We start from the raw sequence: 24,887 nt of genomic DNA on the forward strand, positions 1-24,887 counted from the left end.
GTCCCTCACGACCGGTGACGGGTCGTGAGGGGAACCCTGAGGGAATCAGAGTCAATGAGGGTGGCCCTCACGGACTCGGTGCCGGAGCAAAACAATCATGCGCGCTTGATTTTTCCGGGGCCAGGGTCCACGCTGGGTCCGCACGAGGTGGTGCGGCGGACGCAGGGAGGCGCAGGAATGGCTGATCTCGCGGGGATCCTCCGGGATCTCGCGGCCGAATCGCAGGCGGTCGACGACCTGGTCGCCGGGTTGCCCGCCGGGGAATGGGCGCGGCCGACGCCCGCGCCCGGCTGGAGCATCGCGCATCAGGTGGCGCATCTGGCGTGGACCGACGGCAAATCGCTGATCTCCGCGAGCAGGCCGGAGGACTGGCAGTCCGAGGTCGAAAACCTGTTGAGCATCGGCGAGAACTACGTCGACCAGGGTGCCGAGGACGGGGCTCAGCTGCCGCCGGACGAGCTGCTGGCGCAGTGGCGCGCGGGACGGGCCGCCCTCGCCGAGGCGCTCGCCGCGGTCCCGGACGGGCAGAAGCTGCCGTGGTACGGCCCGCCGATGAGCGCGGCTTCCATGGCGACCGCGCGGATGATGGAGACCTGGGCGCACGGCCAGGACATCGCCGACGCGCTCGGCGTCACCCGCGAACCCACCGAACGGCTGTGGCACATCGCCCGGTTCGGCACGCGCACGCGCGATTTCGCGTACAAACTCCACTCGCTCGCACCGCCGACCGAGGAATTCCGGGTCGAGCTGACCGCGCCGGACGGCAGCACGTGGGCGTTCGGGCCGGAGGGCGCGGAGCAGCGGCTGACCGGCAGCGCGCTCGACTTCTGCCTGGTCGCGACGCAGCGGCGGCATCCGGCGGACACTGATCTGGTCGCGACCGGCGCGGACGTCGAGGAATGGCTGGGCATCGCGCAGGCGTTCGCCGGGCCGCCCGGGGCGGGGCGCAAGCCGGGGCAGTTCGCGTGAGCGCGCCGTTGCGCGTCGGGAACGCGTCCGGGTTCTACGGCGACCGGTTCTCCGCCGTGCGGGAAATGCTGACCGGCGGCCCGCTCGACGTCCTGACCGGCGATTACCTTGCCGAGCTGACCATGCTCATCCTCGGCCGCGACCGGATGAAGGACCCGGCGCGCGGCTACGCCAAGACGTTCCTCCGGCAGATGGAGGAAAACCTCGGTCTGGCGAAGGAGAAGGGCGTCCGGATCGTCGCGAACGCGGGCGGGCTCAACCCGGCGGGGCTGGCCGACGCGTTGCGCGAACTGGCCGAGAAGCTCGGTCTCGAGGTCCGCGTCGCGCACGTCGAAGGCGACGACCTGATCGCGCGAGCGGATGAGTTCGGCTTCGAGAAACCGTTGACTGCCAACGCTTACCTCGGCGCTTGGGGCATCGCGGAGTGCCTTAAGGCTGGGGCCGACATCGTGGTGACCGGGCGCGTTACGGACGCGTCGGTGATCGTCGGACCGGCGGCGGCGCACTTCGGCTGGGCCTGCGACGACTACGACGCGCTCGCCGGAGCGGTCGCGGCGGGACACGTCATCGAGTGCGGCGCGCAGGCGACCGGCGGGAACTACTCGTTCTTCCGGGAACAGCCGATTGGTGTGCCGGGATTCCCTCTGGCGGAGATCCACGCGGACGGCTCCAGTGTGATCACGAAGCATCCGGGTACGGGCGGCGTGGTCAATAAAGGGACTGTGACGGCGCAGCTGCTGTACGAAATCACCGGTGCGCGGTACGCGAATCCTGATGTGACGGCGCGGTTCGACACGTTGTCGTTGTCGGACGACGGACCGGACCGCGTGCGGATCAGCGGGGTTCGCGGGGAAGCGCCGCCGCCGACGTTGAAGGTGTGTCTCAACCGGCTCGGCGGCTTCCGGAACGAGACGACGTTCGTCCTTACTGGACTGGACATCGAAGAAAAGGCCGCGCTGGTACGGGAACAGCTGGAAGGCGCGCTGGCGAAGCGTCCGCCAGCCGACGTCCGGTGGACGCTCGCGCGCACCGATCACGCGGACGCCGACACCGAGGAACGTGCCAGCGCGCTGCTGCATGTCGCGGTGAAGGACAATGATCCGAAGGTCGCTGGACGTGCGTTCAGCGGAGCGGCGATCGAGCTGGCGCTCGCGAGCTACCCGGGATTCCACGTGACCGCACCGCCCTCGGACGCTTCGCCGTTCGGGGTGTATTCGGCGGCCTTTGTGGACGCTGCCGCGGTTCCGCATGTCGCGGTGCTGCCGGACGGGTCCAAGGTGGACATCGCGCCCGCTGCCGAGACGGTTTCCTTGTCCGAAGTAGACGAACCGGCACTGCCGGAACCGTTTCCGGCGAACAAGGTGCGGCGCGTTCCGCTCGGGCTCGTCGCGGGCGCGCGCAGCGGCGACAAGGGCGGAAACGCGAACCTCGGCGTGTGGGTGCGGTCCGAGGAGGCGTGGCGCTGGCTCGTGCACCGGCTGACGGTCGGGGAATTCCGCCGTCTGCTGCCGGAAACCGAAGGACTGCCGGTCACCCGGCATCTGCTGCCGAACCTGTGGGCGATGAACTTCGTGGTCGAGGGCATTCTCGGCGACGGCGTCGCTTCGCAGGCCAGGTTCGATCCCCAGGCGAAGGCGCTCGGCGAATGGCTGCGGGCGCGCGAACTCGACGTCCCGGAGGCGCTGCTGTGACCGTGGATCCGTTCCGCACGCCGGAACGCACCGAACTGCGCGCGACGGTGCGCCGGTTCGTGGAGAAGGACGTGCTGCCGCACCTGGACGACTGGGAGCGGGCCGGGGAACTGCCGCGCGACCTGCATCGCAAGGCGGGAGAGTTGGGCCTGCTCGGGGTCGCGTTCCCCGAATCCGCGGGCGGCGGCGACGGCAATTACCTCGACGCGCTCGTGGTCGCCGAGGAAATGCACTACGCGGGCGGGTCCGGCGGGCTGTTCGCGTCGCTGTTCACCTGCGGGATCGCGGTGCCGCACATCGTCGAGGCCGGCGACCCGGTGCAGATCGAACGCTGGGTGCGGCCGACGCTCGAAGGCGAGAAGATCGGCTCGCTGGCGGTCACCGAACCGGACGGCGGTTCCGACGTCGCCGGGATCCGCACCACTGCGGTGCGCGAGGGCGACGAGTACGTGATCAACGGGGCGAAGACGTTCATCACTTCCGGCTGTCGCGCGGACTTTGTGACCACTGTGGTCCGAACCGGTGAAGCGGGCGCGCACGGGCTTTCGCTGATCGTGGTCGAGCGCGGGACGCCAGGGTTCACGGTGTCGCGCAAGCTGGAGAAGATGGGCTGGGCGGCGTCGGACACTGCGGAACTGTCTTATGTGGACGTCCGAGTCCCGGCGGAGAACTTGGTCGGCGCGGAGAACAGCGGCTTCGCTCAGGTGGCCACGCAGTTCGTCACCGAACGGCTTTCGCTGGCGGTGCAGGCATATGCGCACGCGCAGCGGGCACTGGATTTGACGCTGGACTGGTGCCGGATGCGCGAGACGTTCGGGCGTCCGCTGATCTCGCGGCAGCTGGTGCAGCACAAGCTCACCGAGATGGCCTGCAAGGTCGACGTCGCGCGGACGTACGCCCGGCAGGTCGCGCTCCGGCACGTGTCCGGCGAAGAAGTGATCGCCGAGGCGTGCTTCGCGAAGAACACCGCGGTGCAGACCGCCGAATGGGTCGTGAACGAGGCGGTGCAGCTGCACGGCGGGCTCGGCTACATGCGCGAGTCCGAAGTGGAACGGCACTACCGCGACGTCCGCATTCTCGGCATCGGCGGCGGCACCACCGAAATCCTCACCGGACTGGCCGCGAAGCGATTGGGATACACCGCATGACCACTATCAGGTCCACAGTGGACACCCGCGCCGACGAGTTCGCCGCGAACCGCGAGGCGATGCTGGAGAAGCTCGCGGAGATCGACGCCGAACAGGCGAAAGCGGTCGCCGGCGGCGGGGAAAAGTACGTCGAACGCCACCGCAAGCGCGGGAAGCTGCTGGCGCGCGAGCGGATCGAACTGCTGCTGGACGAGGACTCGCCGTTCCTGGAGCTGTCGCCGCTGGCCGCGTGGGGTTCGGACTACAAGGTCGGCGCGAGCGTGATCACCGGGATCGGCGTCGTGGAAGGCGTCGAATGCCTGATCTCGGCGAGCGACCCGACGGTCAAGGGCGGCGCGAGCAACCCGTGGACGACGAAGAAGTCGTTCCGGGCGGCGGACATCGCGGCGCAGAACCGGCTTCCGGTGATCAACCTGGTCGAGTCCGGCGGCGCGGATCTTCCGACGCAGAAGGAAATCTTCATCCCGGGCGGCCGCGTCTTCCGCGACCTGACGCGGTCCTCGGCGGCGAAGGTGCCGACCGTCGCGCTGGTGTTCGGCAACTCCACCGCGGGCGGCGCGTATCTGCCCGGCATGTCCGACTACGTCGTGATGGTGAAGGAACGCGCGAAGGTGTTTCTCGGCGGACCGCCGCTGGTCAAGATGGCGACCGGCGAGGAATCCGACGACGAATCCCTCGGCGGCGCGGAAATGCACGCCCGGACGTCCGGGCTCGCCGATTACCTCGCGGTCGACGAGGAGGACGCGATCCGGCTCGGCCGCAGCATCATCAAGCGGCTCAACTGGACCAAACAGGGCCCGACGCCCAAACCGGACTACGCCGAACCGCTGTTCGACGCCGAAGACCTGCTCGGCATCGTGCCGACGGACCTGAAGATCCCGTTCGACCCGCGCGAGGTGATCGCACGCGTCGTGGACGGTTCGGACTTCGACGAGTTCAAGCCGCTGTACGGGCCGAGCCTGGTCACCGGATGGGCGAGCATCCACGGGTATCCGGTGGGAATCCTGGCCAACGCCCAGGGCGTGCTGTTCGGCGAGGAATCGCAGAAGGCCGCGCAGTTCATCCAGCTGGCCAACCAGATCGACACGCCGCTGGTGTTCCTGCACAACACGACCGGCTACATGGTCGGCAAGGAATACGAGCAGAGCGGCATCATCAAGCACGGTGCGCTGATGATCAACGCGGTCTCGAACTCGAAGGTGCCGCACCTGTCCGTCCTGATGGGAGCGTCCTACGGCGCCGGGCACTACGGGATGTGCGGCCGGGCCTACGATCCGCGGTTCCTGTTCGCCTGGCCGAGCGCGAAATCCGCGGTGATGGGGCCGGCGCAGCTGGCCGGCGTGCTGTCCATTGTGGCCCGCGCCGCGGCGGCTAGCCGGGGACAGGAGTACAGCGAGGAGAACGACGCCGCGATGCGCGCCATGGTGGAAAACCAGATCGAGGCGGAATCGATGCCGATGTTCCTCTCCGGCATGCTTTACGACGACGGCATCATCGACCCGCGCGACACCCGCACGGTGCTCGGGCTGAGCCTGTCGGCGATCCACAACGGACCAGTGAAGGGCGTCGAAGGCGGCTTCGGCGTCTTCCGGATGTGAGGGCCATGATCCAGAATCTGCTGGTCGCCAACCGGGGCGAAATCGCCCGCCGCGTGTTCCGCAGCTGCCGGGACGCCGGAATCGGCACCGTCGCGGTGTTTTCCGACGCGGACGCCGACGCACCGCACGCGCGGGAAGCCGACGTCGCCGTCCGGCTGCCGGGCAACGCACCGGGCGAGACCTATCTGCGAGGCGAACTGATCGTCAAAGCCGCGGCGGACGCCGGTGCCGACGCGATCCACCCCGGATACGGCTTCCTGTCCGAGAACGCCGGTTTCGCCCGGGCAGTGCTCGACGCCGGGCTGACCTGGATCGGCCCGCCGCCCGCGGCGATCGAAACGATGGGCTCCAAAGTGGAGTCCAAGCGGCTGATGGCTGCCGCCGGGGTCCCGGTGCTGTCCGAATTGGACCCTTCCTCGGTAACCGATGCCGATCTTCCGTTGCTGGTCAAGGCTTCCGCTGGCGGCGGCGGTCGCGGCATGCGCGTGGTCCGCTCGCTGGACGAGCTGGCTGAGGCCGTCGAGAGTGCTCGCGCGGAGGCGGGATCGGCGTTCGGCGACCCGACGGTGTTCTGCGAGCGATACCTCGAAACCGGACGGCACATCGAAGTCCAGGTGCTCGCCGACTCGCACGGCACCGTCTGGGCGGTGGGGGAGCGGGAGTGCTCCATCCAGCGGCGGCACCAGAAGGTCGTCGAAGAAGCGCCATCGCCCTTTGTGGACGATGCCATGCGGGCGGAGTTGTTCGACGCGGCACGCAAGGCCGCGCAGGCGATCGACTACGTCGGCGCGGGAACGGTCGAATTCCTCGCTGGCCCGGACGGTCGGTTTTACTTCCTGGAGATGAACACGCGGCTGCAGGTCGAGCATCCGGTGACGGAGAACGTCACCGGACTGGATCTGGTGGCGTTGCAGCTTTCGGTGGCCGAAGGCGGCCGGTTGCCCGCCGAACCGCCTGCTGGCAATGGGCATTCGATCGAAGTCCGGCTGTATGCCGAGGACCCGTCGGCCGGATGGCAGCCGCAGAGCGGGACGCTGCGCACGTTCGAAGTGTCCGGAGTGGACCGCGAATTCGTCCACGGTGCCGGACTGCGCCTCGATTCCGGCGTGGAGTCCGGCTCGGTGATCGGCGTCCATTACGACCCGATGCTGGCGAAGGTCATCACGTGGGCTCCCACGCGGGCGGAAGCCGCGCGTCGGCTTGCCGGTGCCTTGGCTGGTGCGAAGATCCACGGCGTGGTGACCAACCGCGACCTGCTGGTCCGGATCCTGCGCCACGAAGCTTTCCTTGCCGGGGAAACGGATACCGCGTTCTTCGACCGGCACGGACTGGACACTTTGGCCGCGCCACTGGCCACTGTGGACACCGAACGCTGGTCCGCCCTGGCCGCCGCACTGGCCGATGCTGCGGGGAACCGGGCCTCCGCGACCACTCTGGGACGGCTGCCCAGTGGCTGGCGCAACGTCCGGTCCGGCGGTCAGCGCAAGGTATTCGCCAAGGGAGACAACCGTTACGAGGTCGTCTATTCGCTGACCCGCGACGGCCTGCGTGCCGAGGGATACGACGACGTCGCCTTGGTCGCCGCGACGCCGGATCAGGTGGTCCTCGACATTGCCGGAGTGCGCCGGACCTTCGCCGTCGCCAGGCACGGCGCGGTGTCCTATGTGGATTCACCATTGGGTTCGGTGACATTGACCGCCGAGCCGCGGTTCGCCGACCCCGATTCGGCACTGGCCGCGGGTTCACTGCTCGCGCCGATGCCGGGCACAGTCGTGCGGCTCGCAGTGTCCGCAGGGGACAGTGTGCGGGCGGGCGATCCGTTGCTGTGGCTGGAAGCGATGAAGATGGAACACCGGATCTCGGCCCCGGCGGACGGCGTGGTCGCCGAACTGCCGGTCGAGGTCGGGCAACAGGTCGAGGTAGGCGCGGTGCTGGCTGTGGTGGGAGAGACCGAATGAACGCGATGAACTTCGTCGAGCCCGAAGAGCGGGTGGCGCTGCGGAAGGCCGCGGCCGATCTGGCGGGCAAGTACGGGCACGACTATTACGCGAAAAAGGCCCGCGCGGGCGAGAAGACCGACGAACTGTGGAACGAGGCCGGACGGCTCGGCTACCTGGGCGTGAACCTGCCGGAGGAATACGGCGGCGGGGGAGCCGGGATCGCGGATCTCGCCGCGGTGCTGGAGGAATTCGCGGCCGCGGGCTCGCCGCTGCTGCTGATGGTGGTGTCGCCGGCGATCGTCGGGACGGTGCTGTCGCGCTTCGGCACGCCGGACCAGAAGAAGCAGTGGCTGCCCGGAATGTCGGACGGCAGCAAGAAAATCGTCTTCGCGATCACCGAACCGGACGCCGGTTCCAACTCGCACAAGATCACGACGACCGCCCGTCGCGACGGCGGCGACTGGGTGCTGTCCGGGCGCAAGGTGTTCATCTCGGGCGTCGACGAGGCGGACGCGGTGCTCGTCGTGGGCCGCACCGAGGACGCGAAGACCGGTCGCCTGAAGCCCGCGCTGTTCGTGGTGCCGACGGACGCGCCCGGGTTCGAGTTCACGAAAATCGACATGGACATCGTCGCGCCGGAAAACCAGTTCTCGCTGTTCCTGGACGACGTGCGGCTGCCCGCGGAAGCCCTGGTGGGCGAGGAGGACGCGGCGATCGCGCAGCTGTTCGCGGGCCTGAACCCGGAACGCATCATGGGCGCGTCGTTCTCGCTGGGCACCGCGAGGTACGCCCTGGACAAGGCGGTCGGCTACGCCAACGAACGGCAGGTGTGGGGCGCGCCGATCGGGTCGCACCAGGGGCTCGCGCATCCGCTCGCGCAGGTGAAAATCGAGCTTGAGCTGGCGAAACTGATGACGCAGAAGGCCGCCTCGCTGTACGACGCGGGCGACGATTTCGCTTCCGGGGAGTCCGCGAACATGGCGAAATACGCGGCGGCGGAGGTCGCGATCCGCGCGGTCGACCAGGCAGTGCAGACCCACGGCGGAAACGGGCTGGCGACCGAATACGGCCTGGGAACCCTGGTGACGGCCGTGCGCCTGGGCCGGATCGCGCCGGTGAGCCGCGAGATGGTGCTGAATTTCGTGGGTCAGCACAGCCTCGGGCTGCCGAAGTCGTACTGAGCAAGGGTGAAGTCATGAGGTGCGTCGGCGATCGGCGGCCCGGCCGTGGAGAGCGGCCGGGTCCCCGGTGCGGGCCTGGTCTGAGGTCCGGGAGGGGAGCAGAGTCCCGCAGGGCTCCCGTCACGGACTTCTGCCGGAGCGGGCTGGGGCTGATGCTTCGCGAGCCGCCGCAGGATCGCAGTCGCACCACTCGGCGCGTGTCTGGTCTGAGGTCTGGGTGCGCACTGGCTCGGGCAGGTGAGGGCTGATGCTCCGCGAGCCGCAACAAGAACGCAGCCGCACCACCCGGCGGCGGTTGATCGAAGCCGCGATGGACTGCATCGGGGAGCGCGGGTGGCACGGGGTGACCGTCGCGGTCATCGCGGAGCGGGCCGGGGTTTCCCGAGGTGCCGCGCAGCACCACTTCCCGACGCGGGAATCGCTGGTCGCCGCGGCGGTCGAGTTGCTCGGCGAGGCCCAGCTGGACGAACTGCGCACGCGCGCGGCCGGGTCGCCGGGCGGCTCGTCGCGGATCGAGTGGGTCGTCGAGATGCTGCTGACCCTCTACACCGGGCCGATGTTCCGCGCCGCGCTGCAGCTGTGGGCCGTCGCGTCGACGGACGACCAGCTGCGCGACGTGCTGGTGCCGCTGGAGGCGCGCGTCGGGCGGGAGGCGCACCGGGTCGCGGTCGAACTGCTCGGGGTCGACGAGGCTCAGCCGGGCGTTCGCGAACTGGTCCAGGCCACTCTCGACCTCGGGCGCGGGCTCGGCCTCGCCAACCTCCTCACCGACGACACCCGCCGCCGCGAGCAGATCGTGCGCGAGTGGGCGCGGACGCTCGAGTCTCGCCTGGCGGGAACCGAACAGGTCTAGGCATCGTCACATTCCCGAACCGCTACAGTGTGGCTGTTAACACATTCGGCCCAATCGGCGATAACGTTGAGTAAGTAGCCCACGAGGAAGAAGGCGATCCCGGTGTCCGGTGCAGAAGGGGTGACCGTCGAGTTGACCCATCGCGCGATGGCCATGCTCAAAGCGGTCGCGCAGCAGCGCGCGGAGATGTCCACCAGCTGCGAGCCCGACCTGTTCGTCGACGGTTTCGCTTGCTGCGACCAGATGACCGCACACGCACTCGCCAAGGGCGGCTACGTCCGCCCGGGCGCGGGAGTCACCGCCGCGGGCCGGGTCCCCGCCGAACTGACCGAGGCCGGCGCGGCCGCGCTGTCGGTCACCGCCGCTGCCTGATCTTCACTCGTTCGGCCGTATCCGCACACGGTGTGTGACGGACGGCAGAACGGGGACCTCCCGGGCGGGAAGGTCCCCGTCGCCAGACCCGGCGGCCGCGATCCGCGCGCACCAGGTGGTTCAGTCCACCGGGGTGACCCGCGAGTCTTCGCTCGAACGGTGCCCGGTTCGCTCAGCTGAACCGCCGTCGGTTTGATCCGGGCCGGTCGAACCCGCCAACCTGACCCGAGTCGGCGGAGTTGCTGCCCGGCTTGATCCGGGCCAGCCCAATCGCTGCCCAGCCGGGCCAGGGCCAGTCGAGCCGCCGTCAGTTCGGCCGAGGTCGGCAGGATCGCTGCCCGGCTTAGCGCGCGTCGGCCGGACCGGCGCCGAGCCGGGCTGGGGCCGGACCGCTGCCAGTTCGGCCCAGGTCGGCAGGATCGCTGCTCGACCTAACCCGCCTCGCCCGAACCGTCGCCTGGCTCAACCCAGCCCGGCCCCGCGATCAGCCGTTGTACCCGGCCACGACCTTCGTGAACGCGTAGTTCTCCTGGTCGATCCCGCTGCAGCCGCCGCAGTCGCGGTTTGTCGCCCAGAACGTGACGCGGCCCAGGTGGTGTTCGGCGGCCCAGTCGCGGATCGCGGTGAAGTCCGCGACCGACACGACCTCGCCCGCGCGGTCGGTCTTGCCGTTCATCGACGACAGTCCGGCGCGGTGGTAGGCGGTGGCGTCGTCCCAGCCGAACGTCGACTTCAGTTCGCCGACCAGGCCGTCGACCGCGGATTTCGTCATCGCGACCATGTCGCCGCCGTCGGAGAAGTCGAACGGCATGAGCGACCACACGTCGACGTCCGCGCCCAGTGCCTTCGCCTGCGAGACCAGGCGCTTGCCCCAGTCGTTCGGGCCCTGCGGCGTGGTGCCCATGGTGATCACGACGCGCACGTTCGGGTTCTTCTCCTTGACGATCTTGACCGCGCCGAGGATGCGGTCCTGCACCGCCGCGTTCTCGAACTCGTCGGTGTTCTCGATGTCGAGGTCGATCGCCTTGAGGTCGTAGGCGTCGATCACCTTCTGGTACGCGCCGGCCAGTTCCTCCGGCGATCCGCAGTTCGGGCCCAGTTTGTTGCCCTGCCAGCCGCCGAACGACGGGATCACGTCGCCGCCCGCGGAGCGGATCTTCTGGATCATCGCGGCGTCGGTCCCGTCGAGCGGGCGGTTGCCGTCCCAGGCGGGCGTGCAGCCGCCGCCGGAAAGCATGAACGCGAGGGTGAACGCGCTGACGCCGGTCGCGTCCATCGCGGCGGACGGATCGCTCTGGCCGCCCCACTGGTACAGGTACGGGGCCGCGAGGACCGGGTCTCCCGCGGCTGAGGCGGTGCCGGTCGCGGTGGACAAAGCGGCGCCCGCGGCGAGCGCCAGCACGCCGAGACGTCCGGCGAGTTTCCGGCGGGAACTGGTGCGGCGCAAGGATTTCATGGGTCCTCCAACGGGGGAACGCGCACCTCGCGGCACGCGTCATCGGAGCACCTGGCGAAGCCGGACGTGGCGGCGGCGCCCCGCAGGCACTCGGGGGAGTGTGTGCGCAGTCACAATGGACTAGACCATTGAGAAGTGTCAAGACATGGGCGGGAGTGGGAAAAAACCTCACCGACGGCGCCGAGGTCGCCGGGAGGTTCCGGGGCTCCGGTCAGCGGGACGATCGGGAAGCGGTGCGTGGCCGGGAGGGCAGCCGAGTCCGCTCAGCGAGCGCGGCCGCGGGGCTGTGTCAGGCTGGAAGGGCGAGCGAACGAAGTAGGAGCGTCATGACCGAACCGGTCCGGATCAGCGGTGCCGACGTCGCCCCGGAGCAGCAGGCTGTCCGGTACGAGCTGGCGATTCTGTCGTTCCAGCTGCTCGACGGGCCGAAAGCCGTCGAAGGCGTGCTGCCGTGGGTCGAGGGGCACGGCGAACTGCTCGGCTGCTGGCAGACGGAAAACGGTCCGCTCGGCAGGCTGGTCGTGCTGCGCGGGTTCGAGAACCAGCAAGCGCTGGACGAGGAACGCTTGCGCGCCCGGCACAGCCGCGAACCGTTCGGCGGCGGCTGTCTGACCGACCTGTCGCTGCAGAGTTTCGCGCCGTTCCCGTTCGTGCCGCCGGTGCGGCCGGGAACGTACGGCTCGGTGTACGAGATCCGCGACTACCACCTCCGGCCGGGCGGTCTGACCGCGACGATCGACGGCTGGCGCGAAGCGTTGCCCGCGCGGCATCTGGTCGATCCGCTGACCGTCGTGATGTACGCGCTCGACGGCCCGGACCGGATCATCCAGATCTGGCCGTTCGCGAGCTTGGACGAACGGCTCGCGATCCGTCGCGACCTCTACGCGAAGGGGATGTGGCCGCCGCCGGGCGCGCCGGAGGAGATTCTCGGCGCGGACTCGGTCATCGCGGTGCCGCTGGAGTTTTCGCCGCTGGCGTGAGTCACGTCGGTTCGCCGATGTCCTCGAACCAGAGCGCCGGTTCCCGTTCGATGAATTCCGTCATCAGGGCGACGCAGGCGGGGTCGTCGAGGAGGTCGACGCGGACGCCGTGGTCGGCGAGCCAGCCGTGGCCGCCGGTGAAGGTGCGGGATTCGCCGATCACCACGTGCGGGATGCCGAATTGCCGGACCAGACCGCTGCAATACCAGCACGGCGACAGCGTGGTGACCATGATCGTGTCGCGGTAGTGCGGGCGGCGGCCGGCGGCGCGGAAGGCGGTGGTTTCGGCGTGCAGGGACGGGTCGCCGTCCTGGACGCGGCGGTTGTGGCCGCGGCCGAGCAGCTTCCCGTCGCGGTCGAACAGGGCCGCGCCGATCGGCACGCCGCCCTCGGCTTTTCCGGCTTCCGCCTCTTCGCGGGCGACAGCGAGCAGGTCGTCGAGCATGCGTCACTTTCGCACGTCGCCGCGTTGCCCTGGCGATCGAGGACCGAACCTGTCCGCGAAGCGTGGCAGAGTGCTCGGCATGTACGGAACCTCCGAACGCCTGTTGCGCCTGCTCTCGCTGTTGCAGGCGCGTCGCGAATGGCCTGGTCCGGACCTCGCGGGCCGGCTGGGGGTCGACGTCCGGACGATCCGCCGCGACGTCGAACGGCTGCGGCAGCTCGGTTATCCGGTGCACGCGACGCCGGGGGTCGCGGGCGGGTACCGGCTAGGTTCCGGTGCGGCGCTGCCGCCGCTGCTGCTGGACGACGACGAGGCGGTCGCGGTGGCGGTCGGCCTGCGCACGGCGGCGAACGGCACGGTGGCGGGCATCGAGGAGACGTCCGTGCGGGCGTTGGCGAAGCTCGAACAGGTGCTGCCCGCGCGGCTGCGGCACCGGGTGCGGGCGATGGATTCGGCGATGGTCCGGATCCCCGGCGGCGGGCCGACGATCGACGCGGAGCTGCTGACCGTGGTCGCGGCGGCGTGCCGGGACAACGAGCGCCTGCGATTCACCTACGGCACCCACGCGGGCGAGGTGACCGAACGCGACGTGGAACCGTTGCGGCTCGTGCACGCCGGCTGGCGCTGGTACCTCGTCGCGTGGGACCTCGGCCGAGACGACTGGCGCACCTTCCGGCTGGACCGCATCGACGGTCTCCCGGTGCCTAGTTTCCGTTTCACGCCAAGGGAACCGCCGGCCGAGGACCTCGCCGCTTACGTGTCGAGCCGGATCGCGACCGCGCCGTATCCGCACATCGTGACGCTGCGCGTGTCGGCTCCGGCGGAAGTGCTGACGGCGTGGATTTCCCCGACGACGGCGGTGATCGAGCCGATCGACGACGAAACCTGCCGGATCCGCACCGGCGCGAAAACCTTCGAATCCATTCCGTTTTACCTGGCGCAGTGGGAATTCGACTTCGTGGTGGAGGACGGGCCGCCGGAATTGCTGGACCGGATGGCGAACATCGCGCAACGATTCGCGCGGGCGACGTCAGGCCGGACTTCCGCCGGTGGCGACGGCGAGCAAATCCGCGGCGGCGGTTGACAGGGCCCCGGGGAAACTGTTGCTGTCGCGGTGTTTCTCGGTCATCCAGCGTTCGGTGGCGAGTCGTAGGACGGAGAGTCCGAGGTCGGTGGCCAGCCGGGCGGTTTGGGGATCGATGCCGCGGTCTTTCAGTGCGCTGGTGAGGGTTTCGGAAATGGTGACGAGTTTGATCAATTCCCGTTCACGCAACGGGGGATTGGCAGCGATCACGGTCGCTCGGCGCAGCAGGAATTCGCGCGGACGGAATACGCGTGGCGCCGTAGCGAAGGCGGCCAGCAGGGTCGGCAGCGCGGGCGTTCCTGGCGGGACGGCGTCGATCGCGGTGACGAATTCGGTTTCCAGTTCCTGGCTGCCGCCGAACAGCACTTCCCGTTTGTCCGCGAACCAGCGGTAGAACGACCGCTCGGTGAGGTTCGCGCGCTGGGCGATCTGCGCGACCGTCGTGCGGTCGTAGCCCTGTTCCTCGAACAACTCCAGTGCGGCTTGCTCGAGCCGGTTCCGGGTGTTGCCCTCCCATCGCGCCATGGGGCCAGTGTAGCGACAGCAGATGCTGTCATCACTCTGGTAGCGTCAGTGACGACAGCTTCTGTCATCACTCACGAGGAGACAGCCGGATGCGCACCCTTCGTTTCTCTGAACACGGTCCTGCGGCCCAGGTCCTGCGGGTCGAGGACGCTGCGGCCCCCGAACCCGGGCCGGGGCGGATCCGCGTCGCGGTCCAGGCGTGCGGCCTGAACCCGGCGGACTGGGCGTTGTGCGAGGGCCTCTTCGCCGGTGACCTGCCGCGCGGGATCGGCCTGGAGGTGTCCGGCACGGTCGACGCTCTCGGCGAAGGCGTGACCGGCGTCGAGGTCGGCGACCCGGTTTTCGGCATCGCGCCGTTCACTGGCCCCACCGCGGGTGCGTCTGAACAGGCGCTGCTCGACACGTGGTTCCCGCGGCCGGACGGGCTCGACGCGGTGCACGCGGCGGCTCTGCCGATGGCGGTCGGAACGGCTTACGCGGCGCTCGACGCACTCGGCTCCGGCACCTTGCTCGTACACGGCGCGGGCACCACCACCGGGTTCGCCGCAGCGCAGATCGCGCTCCTGCGCAGGGCACGCGTGATCGTCACCGCGGGCGAAACGCACGCCGCCGCCCTCCGTTCGGCCGGCGCGGAAGTCACCGGCTACCAGGACGGAATCGCCGAACGCGTGACGGCGCTGGCCGGGGGGCCGGTCGATCGGGTGCTGGACGCGGCGCCGTTCAGCGGCAAGGTGGCCGAACTTGTGCGCACGGTCAAGGAACCCGGACACGTGCTGACGCTCGACCTCAGCTCGGACCAGCCCGGGGTCCAGACCATTGTCAGCTCGGGCGCTCAGCCGCGCTACGACGTCCTCGGCGAGTTCGCGTCGCTAGCGGCGGAGGGCCGGTTTTCGATCCCGGTTTCCCGGATTTTCCCGCTGGACGACTGGCGGGCCGCGCTCGAACTGAGCCAGTCGCGGCAGGCGCGGGGCAAGCTGGTGCTGGCGCTCTAGCCCGCGCCGAGCATGCGGAGGACGAGTTCGCCGTACTCCTTGCCGAGTTCAGTGGGGGTCTGCCGGGTCCGTTCGCTGTACCAGCGCGCGACGTCGACGCCCAGCGACAGCACCGCGCGCGCCGCGATCCCGACGTCGCCGACGGTGAACGCACCGGACTCGACCCCGTCGGCGATCACCTCGCGCACGCGCTGCTCGATCTTCCGCCGAAGCTGCGCGACGACCTGGTATTCCTTCTCCGGCAACGCATTCAGCTCGTACTGCACGACCCGCGCGACCGTGTGCCGCCGCGCGTGCCAGGCGACGAAATCTTCGACGAGCAGCCGCATCCGCTCCACTGGGCCGGTGACCCGCCCGATCACATCCTCGACGAGGGCCAGCGTCTGCTCGTGCCCGTTGCGGCTGATCGCGAAAAGCAGCGCGGCTTTGGACGGGAAGTGCACATACAGCGCGGCCGGGCTCATCCCCGCCGCACCGGCGATGTCCCGCGTGGTGGTGGCGTGGTAGCCGCGCTCGGCGAACGACTCCACCCCGGCGAGCATCAGCCGTCGCGCGGTCTCAGGCTGCACGTCGGGCCACAGGTCGGCCGAGAGCGTGGTCATCCGGCGATCCTCCTCTAGTCCCGCGCCGGCCGGTGAGTCCGCCCGTCGTCTGTCGAGTGTAAGCGCTCGCTTTGTGGAGGATTCCGGTGATACATCCCGTGTTCGGGGGCGACATACCGACGAGCCTATCCGAGCCGCGCGGTTGAGACGGAGAGAACTAGCACCTTTTGGTGGTCGTGTGCTCGCGCCATGCAGCCGCTGGAGCCAGCCTCCGGAACACCGGCACGCGAGCTGTGCCGAGGGCGAGCTTCCGGCGGTGTCGGCGCGCCAGTTGCCCGGAAGTCTGTTCCGGAGTGGACGGTCGGAGCAGCCGCGGCGACGGGTTTCGGACAAAATGCGGGCCGTCGCTGGGCCTGAACGAAACCATCAACTACGCCCGGGCGCGGTCTACGAAGCGACGCACACCAACGCGTGCGCGGAACGCGGCGACTCCGGCGGTTCGTTCGTCACCGGCGGCCAAGCCCAGGGCGTCACCTCGGGCGGCTTCGGCAACTGCAGCACCGGCGGCGAGACATGGTTCCAGCCGGTGAACGAAATCCTGCAGACCTACGGACTGTCCCTCGTCGCCGGCTGACCCCGCCGGCTCGCCCGGACTCGGGTGCCGGCCGCTTCCCGGGTCGGCACCCGAGTCGCGTCGCCCAGCGCGTCTTTCCCGAACCGGAAAACTCAGCCGCCCGGCTGGTGTCGGGGCGACGTCCGCTGTGGACGCAGCCCGAGCGGTCTTCTCGTTGTGGCAAGCATCGAGATCGTCCGGCGTATTTGCAGGACTGTGAATCGGCCTCGCGAAGACCGGACTGACGTGCCGAACCCCAGAGCGAGCACGTTCCGACGTTCCCGCCTGGTACCGGCGGGGTCGTGAGCCGGACGAGAGCATCCGGCTCAGGAAGTCGGAAGCGGCGGCTGAGGTTCGAAAGAGCTGAATTTTCGGTATGCCCGGCGGGTACGCGCGCACGATCTTTGGCACCGGATGAGGCCCGCCCGCTGTGCCGAGGTTCACGCGCTTCCGCCGGGTTTGCTCGATCGCCGCCGAGGAATCGAGATCCTCGCCGGACTTCGACACTTTACGGTGGAGGTTCGCTGAGCCCGGCGGTATGCTGAGGAGCATGACGCGCGCAGATCTCATGACGGCGAGGGCCGACGTATCCGTCGCCCCCGACGGCCGGGTGACGATTCCGGCACAGCTTCGGCAGGCGGCGGGGATCTCTCCGGGATCGAACCTTGTCGCCTACGTCGAACGAGGCAGGGTGGTTCTCGAGGACCGCGATCATCTGCTGCAGAGGGTGCAGGACGAAGCGATCGCGGCGGCCCGTGCAGCCGGCGCGGCCGGAAGCGTGACGGATTCCCTGATTGCCGACCGGCGAGCTGAGGCGGCGCGGGAGGGCTCCAGCGGCAATGCGGCCGCGTCAGGCGAGCAGGTGGGGGGTTCGGCGTGACGGCGGTGCTGGACGCGAGCGCGGTCCTCGCGCTGATCTACCGCGAGGACGGCCACGACCAGGTTGCCGCGCAGATCCGAGGGGCGGTGATCAGCGCCGTGAACTTCTCCGAGGTCGTGCAGAAGCTCGCTCAGAACGGCCATCCAGCGCCGGCGGAAGCGGCAGGCGTCGTGCTTTCCCTCGGCGCGACGGTGGCCGCGTTCACCGCTGCCGAAGCGGTAGACACCGCGGTGCTGTGGAGCAGCACCCGCAGCGGAGGGCTGTCGCTGGGCGACCGCGCGTGCCTCGCGGTCGCCCGTAGCGTCCCGGAAGGCCGTGCGGTCACCGCGGACAAGGCCTGGACACGGGTCGATGTCGGCGTGCCGGTCGACCTCATCCGCTGACCGCGCGCTCGGCGGCGTGGCGGGCAGCCTCGGACGGCGGCTGCCGGGACGAGCTGTGGCTCCGGCTTGCCCGGGAACGCGGCGAGACCCGCCCGGACAACGCGATCCCGATTCTGCTCGCGGCCGCGGATCAGGCGATCGAGCACAAGAACCGCGACGCTTACCGCACTGCCGCGCGGTTGCTGACGGAAGCGGGCCAGTTGTCGCGCGGTGCCCGGGCGGCCGATTTCCGGTCCATCTCGGCGCGCTGCGTACGACGCATCGAGCCAAACGGGCGCTGCGCGAGGAACTCGACCGAGCCGGACTGCCGTGAGCCGTCGTGCGCGGGCACGAGGGCCGAACGACCTTTGGAGGTGACACTCTCGCCATGCGCTACCGCCGAGCCGTCGAAAAGCTGCGCGAGCTGGCCGACGCGTGCGAGCACACGAGACGCCTGCCCGTCGACGAGCCGTTCCTGTGCGCGGCATACGTCTTCGGGGACGTGCTTGCCGGAGCGGATTCCGTCGAGTCCGTCCAGGTCGCGCTCACCCTCGACCTGCCCGCCGAGCAGGTGCCATGGTGCTCGCAACCGCCCGGGACAGCGTGGCTTGCGGACAGCCTGCGGTTGGACAAGGGCGGCTTCGCGTACTGGTGGCGGTCGCGGCACGAGCCGGTGTGGAACCACGTGATCCGTGCGCCGGTCCGGTTCTGGTCGCCCGCCGGACCGGACGAGGCCGTGCTGGACGCCCTGCGCGACCGCCGGTTCGGGGATTTGCCGGGCAACGCGCCGAGCAGCACGGAATTGCGGCGGAGCACCGAAGCGGAACTCGACCGGGCCCTGCGTCAACTCCGTGTCGTGCATCAGAAGTACTGGGATCGGGATTGGCGCCGCGAGCACCGGGGGAATGGCCGATACCCAGAGAACCGCTTGTGGGACGCCGTGGACGGCTATCTCGATCTTCTGACCGCTCTCCGCTGGCCAGACGCGGCGACCGACCAGCCGGGGGATCGCGACTGGTGATAGCCGTGGCGGTCCTCCTGAAGAACGGTGCCACTGGCGTCCAAGAGAACGTCCGGAACGCCAAGGCCGAGCCGGGCCATTCAGCGGAGAGCCGTCCGTTGTTCACCGGTCCTTGAGCCCGAGCGAAAGCCGGGCTTGCAGCGGCCACGCGGCTGGGAAGGCTTCCTCGCGATGGATCCCCGTGCCTATGCGGCGGTCGACCGCAAGATCGGTGCGATCGAATGGGTGCGGCGCGCCGGGGACGTCACCGAATTTCGTTTCGGCAGCAGGCTTCCGGGCATTCCCGGCCCTGCTGCCAAGGTGGTTTCGCGGATGACCCGCACCCCGGGCGAGCGGGTGGACGTGCGATTGCCGCCGATCCCGGCGAATCGGCTGGCCAATCTCGTTTCCGAGTTCAGCGCCAGCTGGGTGTGCGCGGCCTCGGGCGAGCGCACTGCGGTTACCCGGACTGTGCGATGCGGGTTCAAGGGGCCGTTGAAGTGGTTCGCGGAGCCGGTTTTGCGCCGGACTTTGCGGCCGGACGTCGAGGACGAGATGCGGCAAGCCAAGGCGGCGCTTGAGTCGTCCGGAGAGATGCCGCCGGTGATTGACTCCCGCGGCGGTGGGTAATCAGTGATCGTGACTGCTTCCCCCATTGCCGTCCTCGACATCGACGGGACGCTCATTGATTCCAACTACCACCACGCTCTCGCCTGGTACCGGGCGTTGCGGTCGGTGGGCGAGGTGTATCCGGTGTGGCGGCTGCACCGGCTGATCGGGATGGGCGGGGACCAGCTCGTCGCCGCGGTCGGCGGGGAGGGGCTGGAGCGCCGGGCGGGCGATCGGGCCCGGGAGCAGCAGGGCAAGGAGGTCGACGCGCTGCTCGAGGAGATGGCGCCGTTGCCGGGCGCGCGCGATCTGCTCGTGGCCCTCAAGGAGCGCGGCCACCGGGTGGTGCTCGCCAGTTCGGCTCAGCAGCGTCACGCGGATGTCTTCCTCGACAAACTCGACGCGCGCGACCTCGTCGACGACTGGACCACCAGTGCCGACGTCGAGGCGTCCAAACCGGCCCCGGATCTGCTGCAGGCGGCGTTGAAGAAGCTGGGCGCCCCGTCCGACGCGTCCGCGGTCATGGTCGGCGACTCGGTGTGGGATGTCGAAGCGGCGAAACGAGCCGGGATGCCCGCGATCGTCGTCCGCTCCGGTGGCTTCGGCGACGACGAACTCCGGGAGGCCGGTGCCGTCGCCCTCTATGACACGCCGGGGGATCTCGCGAAGGCTCTGGACGACACTCCGCTCGCTTGAGTGGAGCGCCGGAAGCGGTCAGCAGACCATCTACGCAGCGGGGCGTTCGACGGCTAGGCCGATGCCGAACGCCGCGAGGATCGCGCCGCCCGTCCGGAGAATTGCGCGGACCACTCGTGCGTTGCGCAGCATCCTGGCAGCGGCGCTGAAAACGAGGGCGTAGCTGGTGAGGGAGAGGAAGCCGATCACCGCGAACGCTGCCCCGAGGACCAGCGTGTCGACGGGTCGCGCGCCGTGGTGGAGGAATTGGGGGATGACGCTGGTGAAGACGATGACGGTCTTGGGGTTGGACAAGTCGCTGAGCAGTCCTTCCCGGAACGCGCGCCATCCGCTGCGCGGCCTGCCGGTGGTCAGCGCCGCCAAATCTGGACCGGAGCGGGTCAGCAGGAGTTTGCCGCCCAGGAAGATCAGGTAGGCGGCGCCCAGGTACCGGACCACGTCGAACGCCACCTGCGAGGACACCAGCAGCGCGGTCAGTCCGGCGACGGACGCGCCTGCCCAGGCCAGGTCGGCCGTCAGCACTCCCAGCGCGGTCAGCAGGGCCGGGCCCCGGCCGCGAGCGATCGCGCTCTTGAGGATCAGCATGACCGCGGGTCCGGGAATGAGGACCAGGAGGACGGACAGGGTCGAGAAAGCCGCAATCGAAGACATGGGGACATTGTTGCCCTAGCCCTGTCGATTCAGATCCGGTTCACCCGCCCCGCCCATCTGAGCGGCGCCGGCGCGCCAGTTGCCCGGAAGTCCGTGCCGGAGTGGACGAACGGAGCAGTCGCGGCGACAGGTTTCGGACAAAACGTGGGCCGCCGCTGGACCGGCTTCGCGCAGCCTCCGCACACTCGGCCGACAGTGGGTTTCTTTCCCCCGGCCTTCGAGGAGTTCCGATGCGTCGAAGAATCACCCTCAGCCTCACCGGTGCGGCCGTTCTCGCGGCCAGTCTCACCGCCGTGGTCGCGCCCGCCGCCCAGGCGTCGCCCGGACTGATCTCGGCCATGCAACGGGATCTCGGCCTCAGCGCCGCACAAGCGCAGACCCGGCTCCGGCAGGAGCTGACCGCGTCGAAGCAGATGCCCGCGGCCCAGCAGGCGGCTGGAACGGCCTTCGGTGGGGCCTGGTTCGACCCCGCGCGCGGCAAGCTGGTCGTCGGCGTGACGGACCCGGCCGTGGCCGACGCCGTTCACCGGACTGGCGCGGAAACTGTTCCGGCAAAGGTCACCGCCGCGGCGCTGGACGCGGCGAAGACCGCCATCGACACCGCCGCGAAAGCGAAACGAGCCCCGGCCTCGGTCAGCGGCTGGCACGCGGATCCCCGCAGCGGCAGTGTGGTCGTCACCCTCCAGCCCGGCGCGCATGGTCCGGACGTCGACGCCTTCCTCGCGCGAGCCCGTGCAGCAGGCCCGGTGACCGTGGCGTCCGGAGCCCGGCCGCAGACCTTCTCGGCAGGCACCGTCGGCGGGGATCCCTACTACATCAACGGAAACACCCGCTGCTCCATCGGTTTCTCGGTGCGCGGCGGGTTTGTCAGCGCCGGGCACTGCGGCAGCAAGGGCAGCTCCGTCGTCGGCTGGGACAACTCGGCGATGGGCACGTTCGCCGGATCTTCCTTCCCCGGCAACGACTACTCCTACATCACCATCGGCAACGGCTGGTGGACCGCCCCCGTCGTGCTCGGCTGGGGCACGGTCAGCGACGTGATCGTCCGCGGGTCGGCCGTCGCGCCTGCCGGTTCGTCGATCTGCCGCTCCGGCTCGACCTCGCATTGGCACTGCGGCACCGTGCTGGGATTGAACGAGACCATCAACTACGCCCAGGGCGCGGTTTACCAGGCGACGCACACCAACGCGTGCGCGGAACCCGGCGACTCCGGCGGCTCGTTCATCACCGGCGACCAAGCCCAGGGCGTCACCTCGGGCGGCTTCGGCAACTGCAGCACCGGCGGCGAGACCTGGTTCCAGCCGGTGAACGAGATCCTGCAGACCTACGGCCTGTCGCTCGTCACCGGGTGACCCGTCCGGGCTGCGGCATCGGTCTCCGAAGAGGCCGATGCCGCAGCCCGGCGCCGACCGCGCCCGGGTCAGCTGCCGGTGGTCGTGAGTTCTTCCGCAGCCGGGGCCGGGGGAGCGGTCACGCGGGACTGGTTGCCCAGCAAGACGTACGCGACTCCGACGAGAAGCCCGCCGCCGACCAGGTTTCCCAGCCCGACGAACAGCAGGTTGCGGCCGAACGCGCCGATCGTCGCGCCGGGCACGCCGTCCAGGAGGCCGAGGGTGTAGGTCGTCATGTTGGCGACCACGTGCTCGAATCCGGAGCTGACGAACGCGAGCAGGCACCAGAAGATCAGCGCCAGCTTCGCGCCGTCCGACTTCGTGCGCGCGGCCATCCACACGGCGAGGCAGACCAGGAAGTTGCACAGCACGCCGCGGAAGAACAGCGCACTCGCCGATTCCGCGGTTTTCGCCTTGACCAGGCTCGCGAGCAGAGCCGCGCCCGGACCGGGGTGCCCGGCGGAGCCGCCTACGGACAGCACTCCGCCCTCGTGCACGAGCCAGGCGAAGACGAGCGAACCGAGCAGGTTGCCGACGAACGACACCACGATCACCGCCACTGCCGCACCGGCGCCGCGCCGCCGGACGAGCGCGCCCTGCACCATCGTCATCATGTTCCCCGTGGACAGTTCCGCGCCGGCGAACACCACGGCGGTCAGCGCGATCCCGAACACCAGGCCCTGCACCGTTTTCGTCCACGGCGAACTCGCCGCGGTGAGAGGTCCGGTCGCGGACAGCAGCAGCACGACCGCCACGCCGATGAACGCCCCGGCGAGCATCGAGCTCACCAGGTAGCGGCCGGGACGGCGCAGGTCCTCGATCTTTCCGTCGGCGACGTCCGCCTGCAGGTCGAGAGCTTCGGATACGGGAATCGGCATGGGAGAAGCCTTCCGGACGAGGTTTGGCACATGGCATGGGATCTCGCGGACTCTGCGTTCCGGTAGCGCGGTGATCAGGATCCGGTGACCGGACGCGCACAGCCGGCCCGCGGCAGCGGTGAATTCGCCCAGAACAGCGGTTAGCGGGTCGTTTCAGACAGGGTTCAGTCCGGTGCGGGACCCCGCGAGAGCAGGCCCGCGACGATTCCTTCGCAGCCTCCTGAAGGGCAGCCTCGGATCGCCGGAAGTCGCGGCGCCGCCCGGGCGGCCGCCCGCGGGTGGCATCATCCCCGCCCATGGCTGTGGCGAAACTGACTGAGCGGTCCGTGCGGGACCTGTCGGACGCGCGTTCGTTCGAGCGTGGGCGAGCGTATTTCGCGGCAGGTCAGGTGCACCGGTTCACGATCGACGGGACGGCGGCGACTGCGACGGTAGCCGGGACGAGCGTCTACCGGGTGCGTCTGGGCATCTCGGCGAACGGGCTGGCCGGCCGCTGTTCCTGCCCGTACGGGCAGGAAGGGGTGTTCTGTAAGCACTGCGTAGCGACGGCCCTTGCTTGGCTGGACGCCGGCGGCGAGGCGGGCGAATCTCGAGTGCGGCCCGTCACGGACGATCGGCTGCGTGAATTCCTGCTTGCTCAAGACCCGGCGTGGCTGGCGGATCAACTGCTGGCCGTCTCGGGCGCCGATGCGACGGTGCGGGCTCGGCTGGAGGTCGCGAGGGGTGCGGACGCGCGGACTGTTTTTGACGCCCGGGCGCTGCGGGAACGTCTGGAAGACGCCATCGAGATCCGCGGCTTCGTGGACTACGACACGGCTTATTCGTATTTCCGCGGGGTCAACGCGGCGTTGGGCGAAGTGGCCGCAGTGGTGGACGCGGGCTTTCCCGACGCGGCGGCCGAGTTGGCCGAGTACTCGCTGGAACTGCTGGACGACGCGGCCGGACAGGTGGACGACTCCGGCGGCGGCCTGCGAGAGGCGCTGGACCGGGCGGAGGAGATCCATCTGACCGCCTGCGCGGCCGGCGAGCCCGATCCGGTCGCGCTGGCCGAGTCGCTGGTCCGGCGAGCGCTTTCCAGCGACTGCGAGGTGTTTCTCTCCGCACTGCCGGATTACGAGCAGGTGCTGGGGCCGGCGGGGCTGGCGCGCTATCGGGAGCTGGTCGAGCAGGCCTGGCGGGAGCTGCCGCCGCGGAAACCGCACGACTACAGCAGTCGCGGGTTCGTCGTGACCGTCCTGATGGAGCGGCTGGCCGAATCCACCGGCGGCGCCGACGCGCTGATCGAGGTCCTGTCCCGCGACGTGACCAGCGCATACGGCGTGCTGCGCATCGCCGAGCGGCTGTGCGCGGACGGCCGGGACGACGAAGCGCTGGATTGGCTGGACCGCGGTCTGGCGGATTTCCCGCCGGATCCGCGGCTGCGGTCGCTGGCCGCGGACTGCCACCTCCGTGCCGGGCGCCGGTCGGAGGCCGCCGAGCTGCGATGGGCGAATTTCGCGGACCGGCCGAGTCTGGACAGCTACCTCGCACTGCGCGACGCGGCGGGCACCGGGTTTCCGGCCTGGCGGGAACGTGCGGTCGAGCTGCTGCGGTCGCACCCCGCGGCGTCGGCCAGGTTCGCCGCACGGCCCCGCCTCGGTCCGGCCGGGCACTCCCTGCTGGTGGAGGTGTTGCTGTGGGAAGGCGACACCGACGCGGCCTGGCGGGCAGCCTCGGACGGCGGTTGCCGGGACGAGGTGTGGCTCCGGCTTGCCCGGGAGCGCGGCGCGACCCACCCGGACGACGCGATCCCGATTCTGCTCGCCGCCGCGGACCAGGCGATCCAGCACAAGAACCGCGACGCTTACCGCACGGCGGCGCGGTTGCTGACGGAAGCGCGCCAGCTGTCGCGCGGTGGCCGGGCGGCTGCCTTCCAGTCCCACCTCGTCGCGCTGCGTACGACACACCGAACCAAACGGGCTCTGCGCGAGGAACTCGACCGAGCCGGACTGCCGTGAGCGGTCCGGCGCGAGGCTGACCGACCTGTGGAGG

Annotated in this window: 24 protein-coding genes and 1 pseudogene; 19 read left to right on the plus strand and 6 right to left on the minus strand. The window is 69.7% G+C overall.

Annotated features, from left to right (window positions below; genetic code table 11):
* Positions 1-177 precede the first annotated feature (177 nt).
* The 8 genes from PUT80_RS27090 to PUT80_RS27125 all read left to right on the plus strand — a co-directional run bounded on the left by PUT80_RS27090 (position 178) and on the right by PUT80_RS27125 (position 9,752).
* Positions 178-969 (plus strand): TIGR03084 family metal-binding protein, encoded by a 792-nt coding sequence (locus PUT80_RS27090; protein WP_275293923.1) that lies wholly within the window; start codon positions 178-180, stop codon positions 967-969.
* Positions 966-2,660: an acyclic terpene utilization AtuA family protein gene (locus PUT80_RS27095; RefSeq protein WP_275293924.1), complete on the plus strand. Its 1,695-nt coding sequence runs from the start codon at positions 966-968 to the stop codon at positions 2,658-2,660. Before PUT80_RS27090 ends, PUT80_RS27095 begins: the two co-directional genes overlap by 4 nt.
* On the plus strand, positions 2,615-3,808 hold the full coding sequence (locus PUT80_RS27100; protein ID WP_051729069.1) for an acyl-CoA dehydrogenase family protein: 1,194 nt from the start codon (positions 2,615-2,617) through the stop codon (positions 3,806-3,808). The genes PUT80_RS27095 and PUT80_RS27100 overlap by 46 nt, the downstream gene beginning before the upstream one ends.
* Positions 3,805-5,406 carry a carboxyl transferase domain-containing protein gene (locus PUT80_RS27105; protein ID WP_051729070.1) on the plus strand — a complete coding sequence of 534 codons (1,602 nt, stop codon included), beginning with the start codon at positions 3,805-3,807 and terminating at the stop codon, positions 5,404-5,406. The genes PUT80_RS27100 and PUT80_RS27105 overlap by 4 nt, the downstream gene beginning before the upstream one ends.
* A gap of 5 nt (positions 5,407-5,411) precedes the next feature.
* Positions 5,412-7,364: a biotin carboxylase N-terminal domain-containing protein gene (locus PUT80_RS27110; protein WP_275293925.1), complete on the plus strand. Its 1,953-nt coding sequence runs from the start codon at positions 5,412-5,414 to the stop codon at positions 7,362-7,364.
* Positions 7,361-8,527, plus strand: coding sequence for an acyl-CoA dehydrogenase family protein (locus PUT80_RS27115; RefSeq protein WP_078870531.1), 1,167 nt, complete (start codon positions 7,361-7,363; stop codon positions 8,525-8,527). Before PUT80_RS27110 ends, PUT80_RS27115 begins: the two co-directional genes overlap by 4 nt.
* 247 nt (positions 8,528-8,774) lie before the next feature.
* Positions 8,775-9,380, plus strand: a complete 606-nt coding sequence (locus PUT80_RS27120; protein ID WP_037814758.1) for a TetR/AcrR family transcriptional regulator — start codon at positions 8,775-8,777, stop codon at positions 9,378-9,380.
* A 102-nt stretch (positions 9,381-9,482) separates the two neighbouring features.
* Complete coding sequence (locus PUT80_RS27125; RefSeq protein ID WP_275293926.1) at positions 9,483-9,752, plus strand: hypothetical protein; 270 nt, start codon at positions 9,483-9,485, stop codon at positions 9,750-9,752.
* A 484-nt stretch (positions 9,753-10,236) separates the two neighbouring features.
* Here PUT80_RS27125 and PUT80_RS27130 read toward each other — a convergent pair whose 3' ends face one another.
* Positions 10,237-11,208, minus strand: a complete 972-nt coding sequence (locus tag PUT80_RS27130; RefSeq protein ID WP_051729071.1) for a chitinase — start codon at positions 11,206-11,208, stop codon at positions 10,237-10,239.
* 326 nt (positions 11,209-11,534) lie between these two features.
* Here PUT80_RS27130 and PUT80_RS27135 point away from each other — a divergent pair, with 326 nt between their 5' ends.
* Entirely contained in the window at positions 11,535-12,188 is a 654-nt protein-coding gene (locus PUT80_RS27135) for an NIPSNAP family protein (RefSeq protein WP_051729072.1), read from the plus strand.
* A gap of 1 nt (position 12,189) precedes the next feature.
* Here the strand turns inward: PUT80_RS27135 and PUT80_RS27140 are convergent, their stop codons facing one another.
* Positions 12,190-12,633, minus strand: coding sequence for a nucleoside deaminase (locus tag PUT80_RS27140; RefSeq protein WP_037814760.1), 444 nt, complete (start codon positions 12,631-12,633; stop codon positions 12,190-12,192).
* Positions 12,634-12,712: 79 nt separating this feature from the next.
* Between PUT80_RS27140 and PUT80_RS27145 the strand changes: the two genes are divergently transcribed.
* A complete protein-coding gene (locus tag PUT80_RS27145) occupies positions 12,713-13,717 on the plus strand; it encodes a YafY family protein (RefSeq protein ID WP_275293927.1) in 1,005 nt (334 codons plus the stop codon).
* On the opposite strand, the gene PUT80_RS27150 is transcribed toward PUT80_RS27145, so the two are convergent.
* Positions 13,664-14,242, minus strand: coding sequence for a TetR/AcrR family transcriptional regulator (locus PUT80_RS27150; RefSeq protein WP_134730869.1), 579 nt, complete (start codon positions 14,240-14,242; stop codon positions 13,664-13,666). The two genes, PUT80_RS27145 and PUT80_RS27150, sit on opposite strands and share 54 nt — an antisense overlap.
* A gap of 89 nt (positions 14,243-14,331) precedes the next feature.
* Between PUT80_RS27150 and PUT80_RS27155 the strand changes: the two genes are divergently transcribed.
* Positions 14,332-15,234, plus strand: a complete 903-nt coding sequence (locus PUT80_RS27155; protein ID WP_275293928.1) for an NADP-dependent oxidoreductase — start codon at positions 14,332-14,334, stop codon at positions 15,232-15,234.
* Here PUT80_RS27155 and PUT80_RS27160 read toward each other — a convergent pair.
* Positions 15,231-15,836, minus strand: a complete 606-nt coding sequence (locus PUT80_RS27160) for a TetR/AcrR family transcriptional regulator (protein ID WP_037814765.1) — start codon at positions 15,834-15,836, stop codon at positions 15,231-15,233. The genes PUT80_RS27155 and PUT80_RS27160 overlap by 4 nt on opposite strands.
* Before the next feature lie 350 nt (positions 15,837-16,186).
* On the opposite strand from PUT80_RS27160, the pseudogene PUT80_RS27165 reads away from it, so the two are divergent.
* From PUT80_RS27165 to PUT80_RS27190, 6 genes and pseudogenes are all read left to right on the plus strand, one after another.
* Positions 16,187-16,410 (plus strand): annotated as a pseudogene (locus PUT80_RS27165) (trypsin-like serine protease); the annotation flags it as partial.
* A gap of 529 nt (positions 16,411-16,939) precedes the next feature.
* A complete protein-coding gene (locus tag PUT80_RS27170) occupies positions 16,940-17,269 on the plus strand; it encodes an AbrB/MazE/SpoVT family DNA-binding domain-containing protein (RefSeq protein WP_275293929.1) in 330 nt (109 codons plus the stop codon).
* On the plus strand, positions 17,266-17,652 hold the full coding sequence (locus tag PUT80_RS27175) for a type II toxin-antitoxin system VapC family toxin (RefSeq protein WP_275293930.1): 387 nt from the start codon (positions 17,266-17,268) through the stop codon (positions 17,650-17,652). The genes PUT80_RS27170 and PUT80_RS27175 overlap by 4 nt, the downstream gene beginning before the upstream one ends.
* A 367-nt stretch (positions 17,653-18,019) precedes the next feature.
* On the plus strand, positions 18,020-18,652 hold the full coding sequence (locus PUT80_RS27180; protein WP_275293931.1) for a hypothetical protein: 633 nt from the start codon (positions 18,020-18,022) through the stop codon (positions 18,650-18,652).
* Between the two features lie 171 nt (positions 18,653-18,823).
* Positions 18,824-19,261, plus strand: coding sequence for an SRPBCC family protein (locus PUT80_RS27185; protein ID WP_275293932.1), 438 nt, complete (start codon positions 18,824-18,826; stop codon positions 19,259-19,261).
* Positions 19,262-19,270: 9 nt separating this feature from the next.
* A complete protein-coding gene (locus tag PUT80_RS27190; RefSeq protein ID WP_275293933.1) occupies positions 19,271-19,936 on the plus strand; it encodes an HAD family hydrolase in 666 nt (221 codons plus the stop codon).
* 30 nt (positions 19,937-19,966) lie between these two features.
* Here the strand turns inward: PUT80_RS27190 and PUT80_RS27195 are convergent, their stop codons facing one another.
* Entirely contained in the window at positions 19,967-20,587 is a 621-nt protein-coding gene (locus PUT80_RS27195) for a LysE family translocator (RefSeq protein ID WP_275293934.1), read from the minus strand.
* A 230-nt stretch (positions 20,588-20,817) separates the two neighbouring features.
* Between PUT80_RS27195 and PUT80_RS27200 the strand changes: the two genes are divergently transcribed.
* Positions 20,818-21,939 carry a S1 family peptidase gene (locus PUT80_RS27200; protein ID WP_275293935.1) on the plus strand — a complete coding sequence of 374 codons (1,122 nt, stop codon included), beginning with the start codon at positions 20,818-20,820 and terminating at the stop codon, positions 21,937-21,939.
* Positions 21,940-22,007: 68 nt separating this feature from the next.
* Here the strand turns inward: PUT80_RS27200 and PUT80_RS27205 are convergent, their stop codons facing one another.
* Positions 22,008-22,856 carry a formate/nitrite transporter family protein gene (locus tag PUT80_RS27205; RefSeq protein WP_275293936.1) on the minus strand — a complete coding sequence of 283 codons (849 nt, stop codon included), beginning with the start codon at positions 22,854-22,856 and terminating at the stop codon, positions 22,008-22,010.
* A gap of 296 nt (positions 22,857-23,152) precedes the next feature.
* Between PUT80_RS27205 and PUT80_RS27210 the strand changes: the two genes are divergently transcribed.
* Complete coding sequence (locus PUT80_RS27210) at positions 23,153-24,853, plus strand: DUF6880 family protein (RefSeq protein WP_275293937.1); 1,701 nt, start codon at positions 23,153-23,155, stop codon at positions 24,851-24,853.
* Positions 24,854-24,887: the final 34 nt, after the last annotated feature.

The organism is Amycolatopsis sp. La24 (assembly GCF_029087445.1).
Taxonomy (GTDB): Bacteria; Actinomycetota; Actinomycetes; order Mycobacteriales; family Pseudonocardiaceae; genus Amycolatopsis; species Amycolatopsis nivea.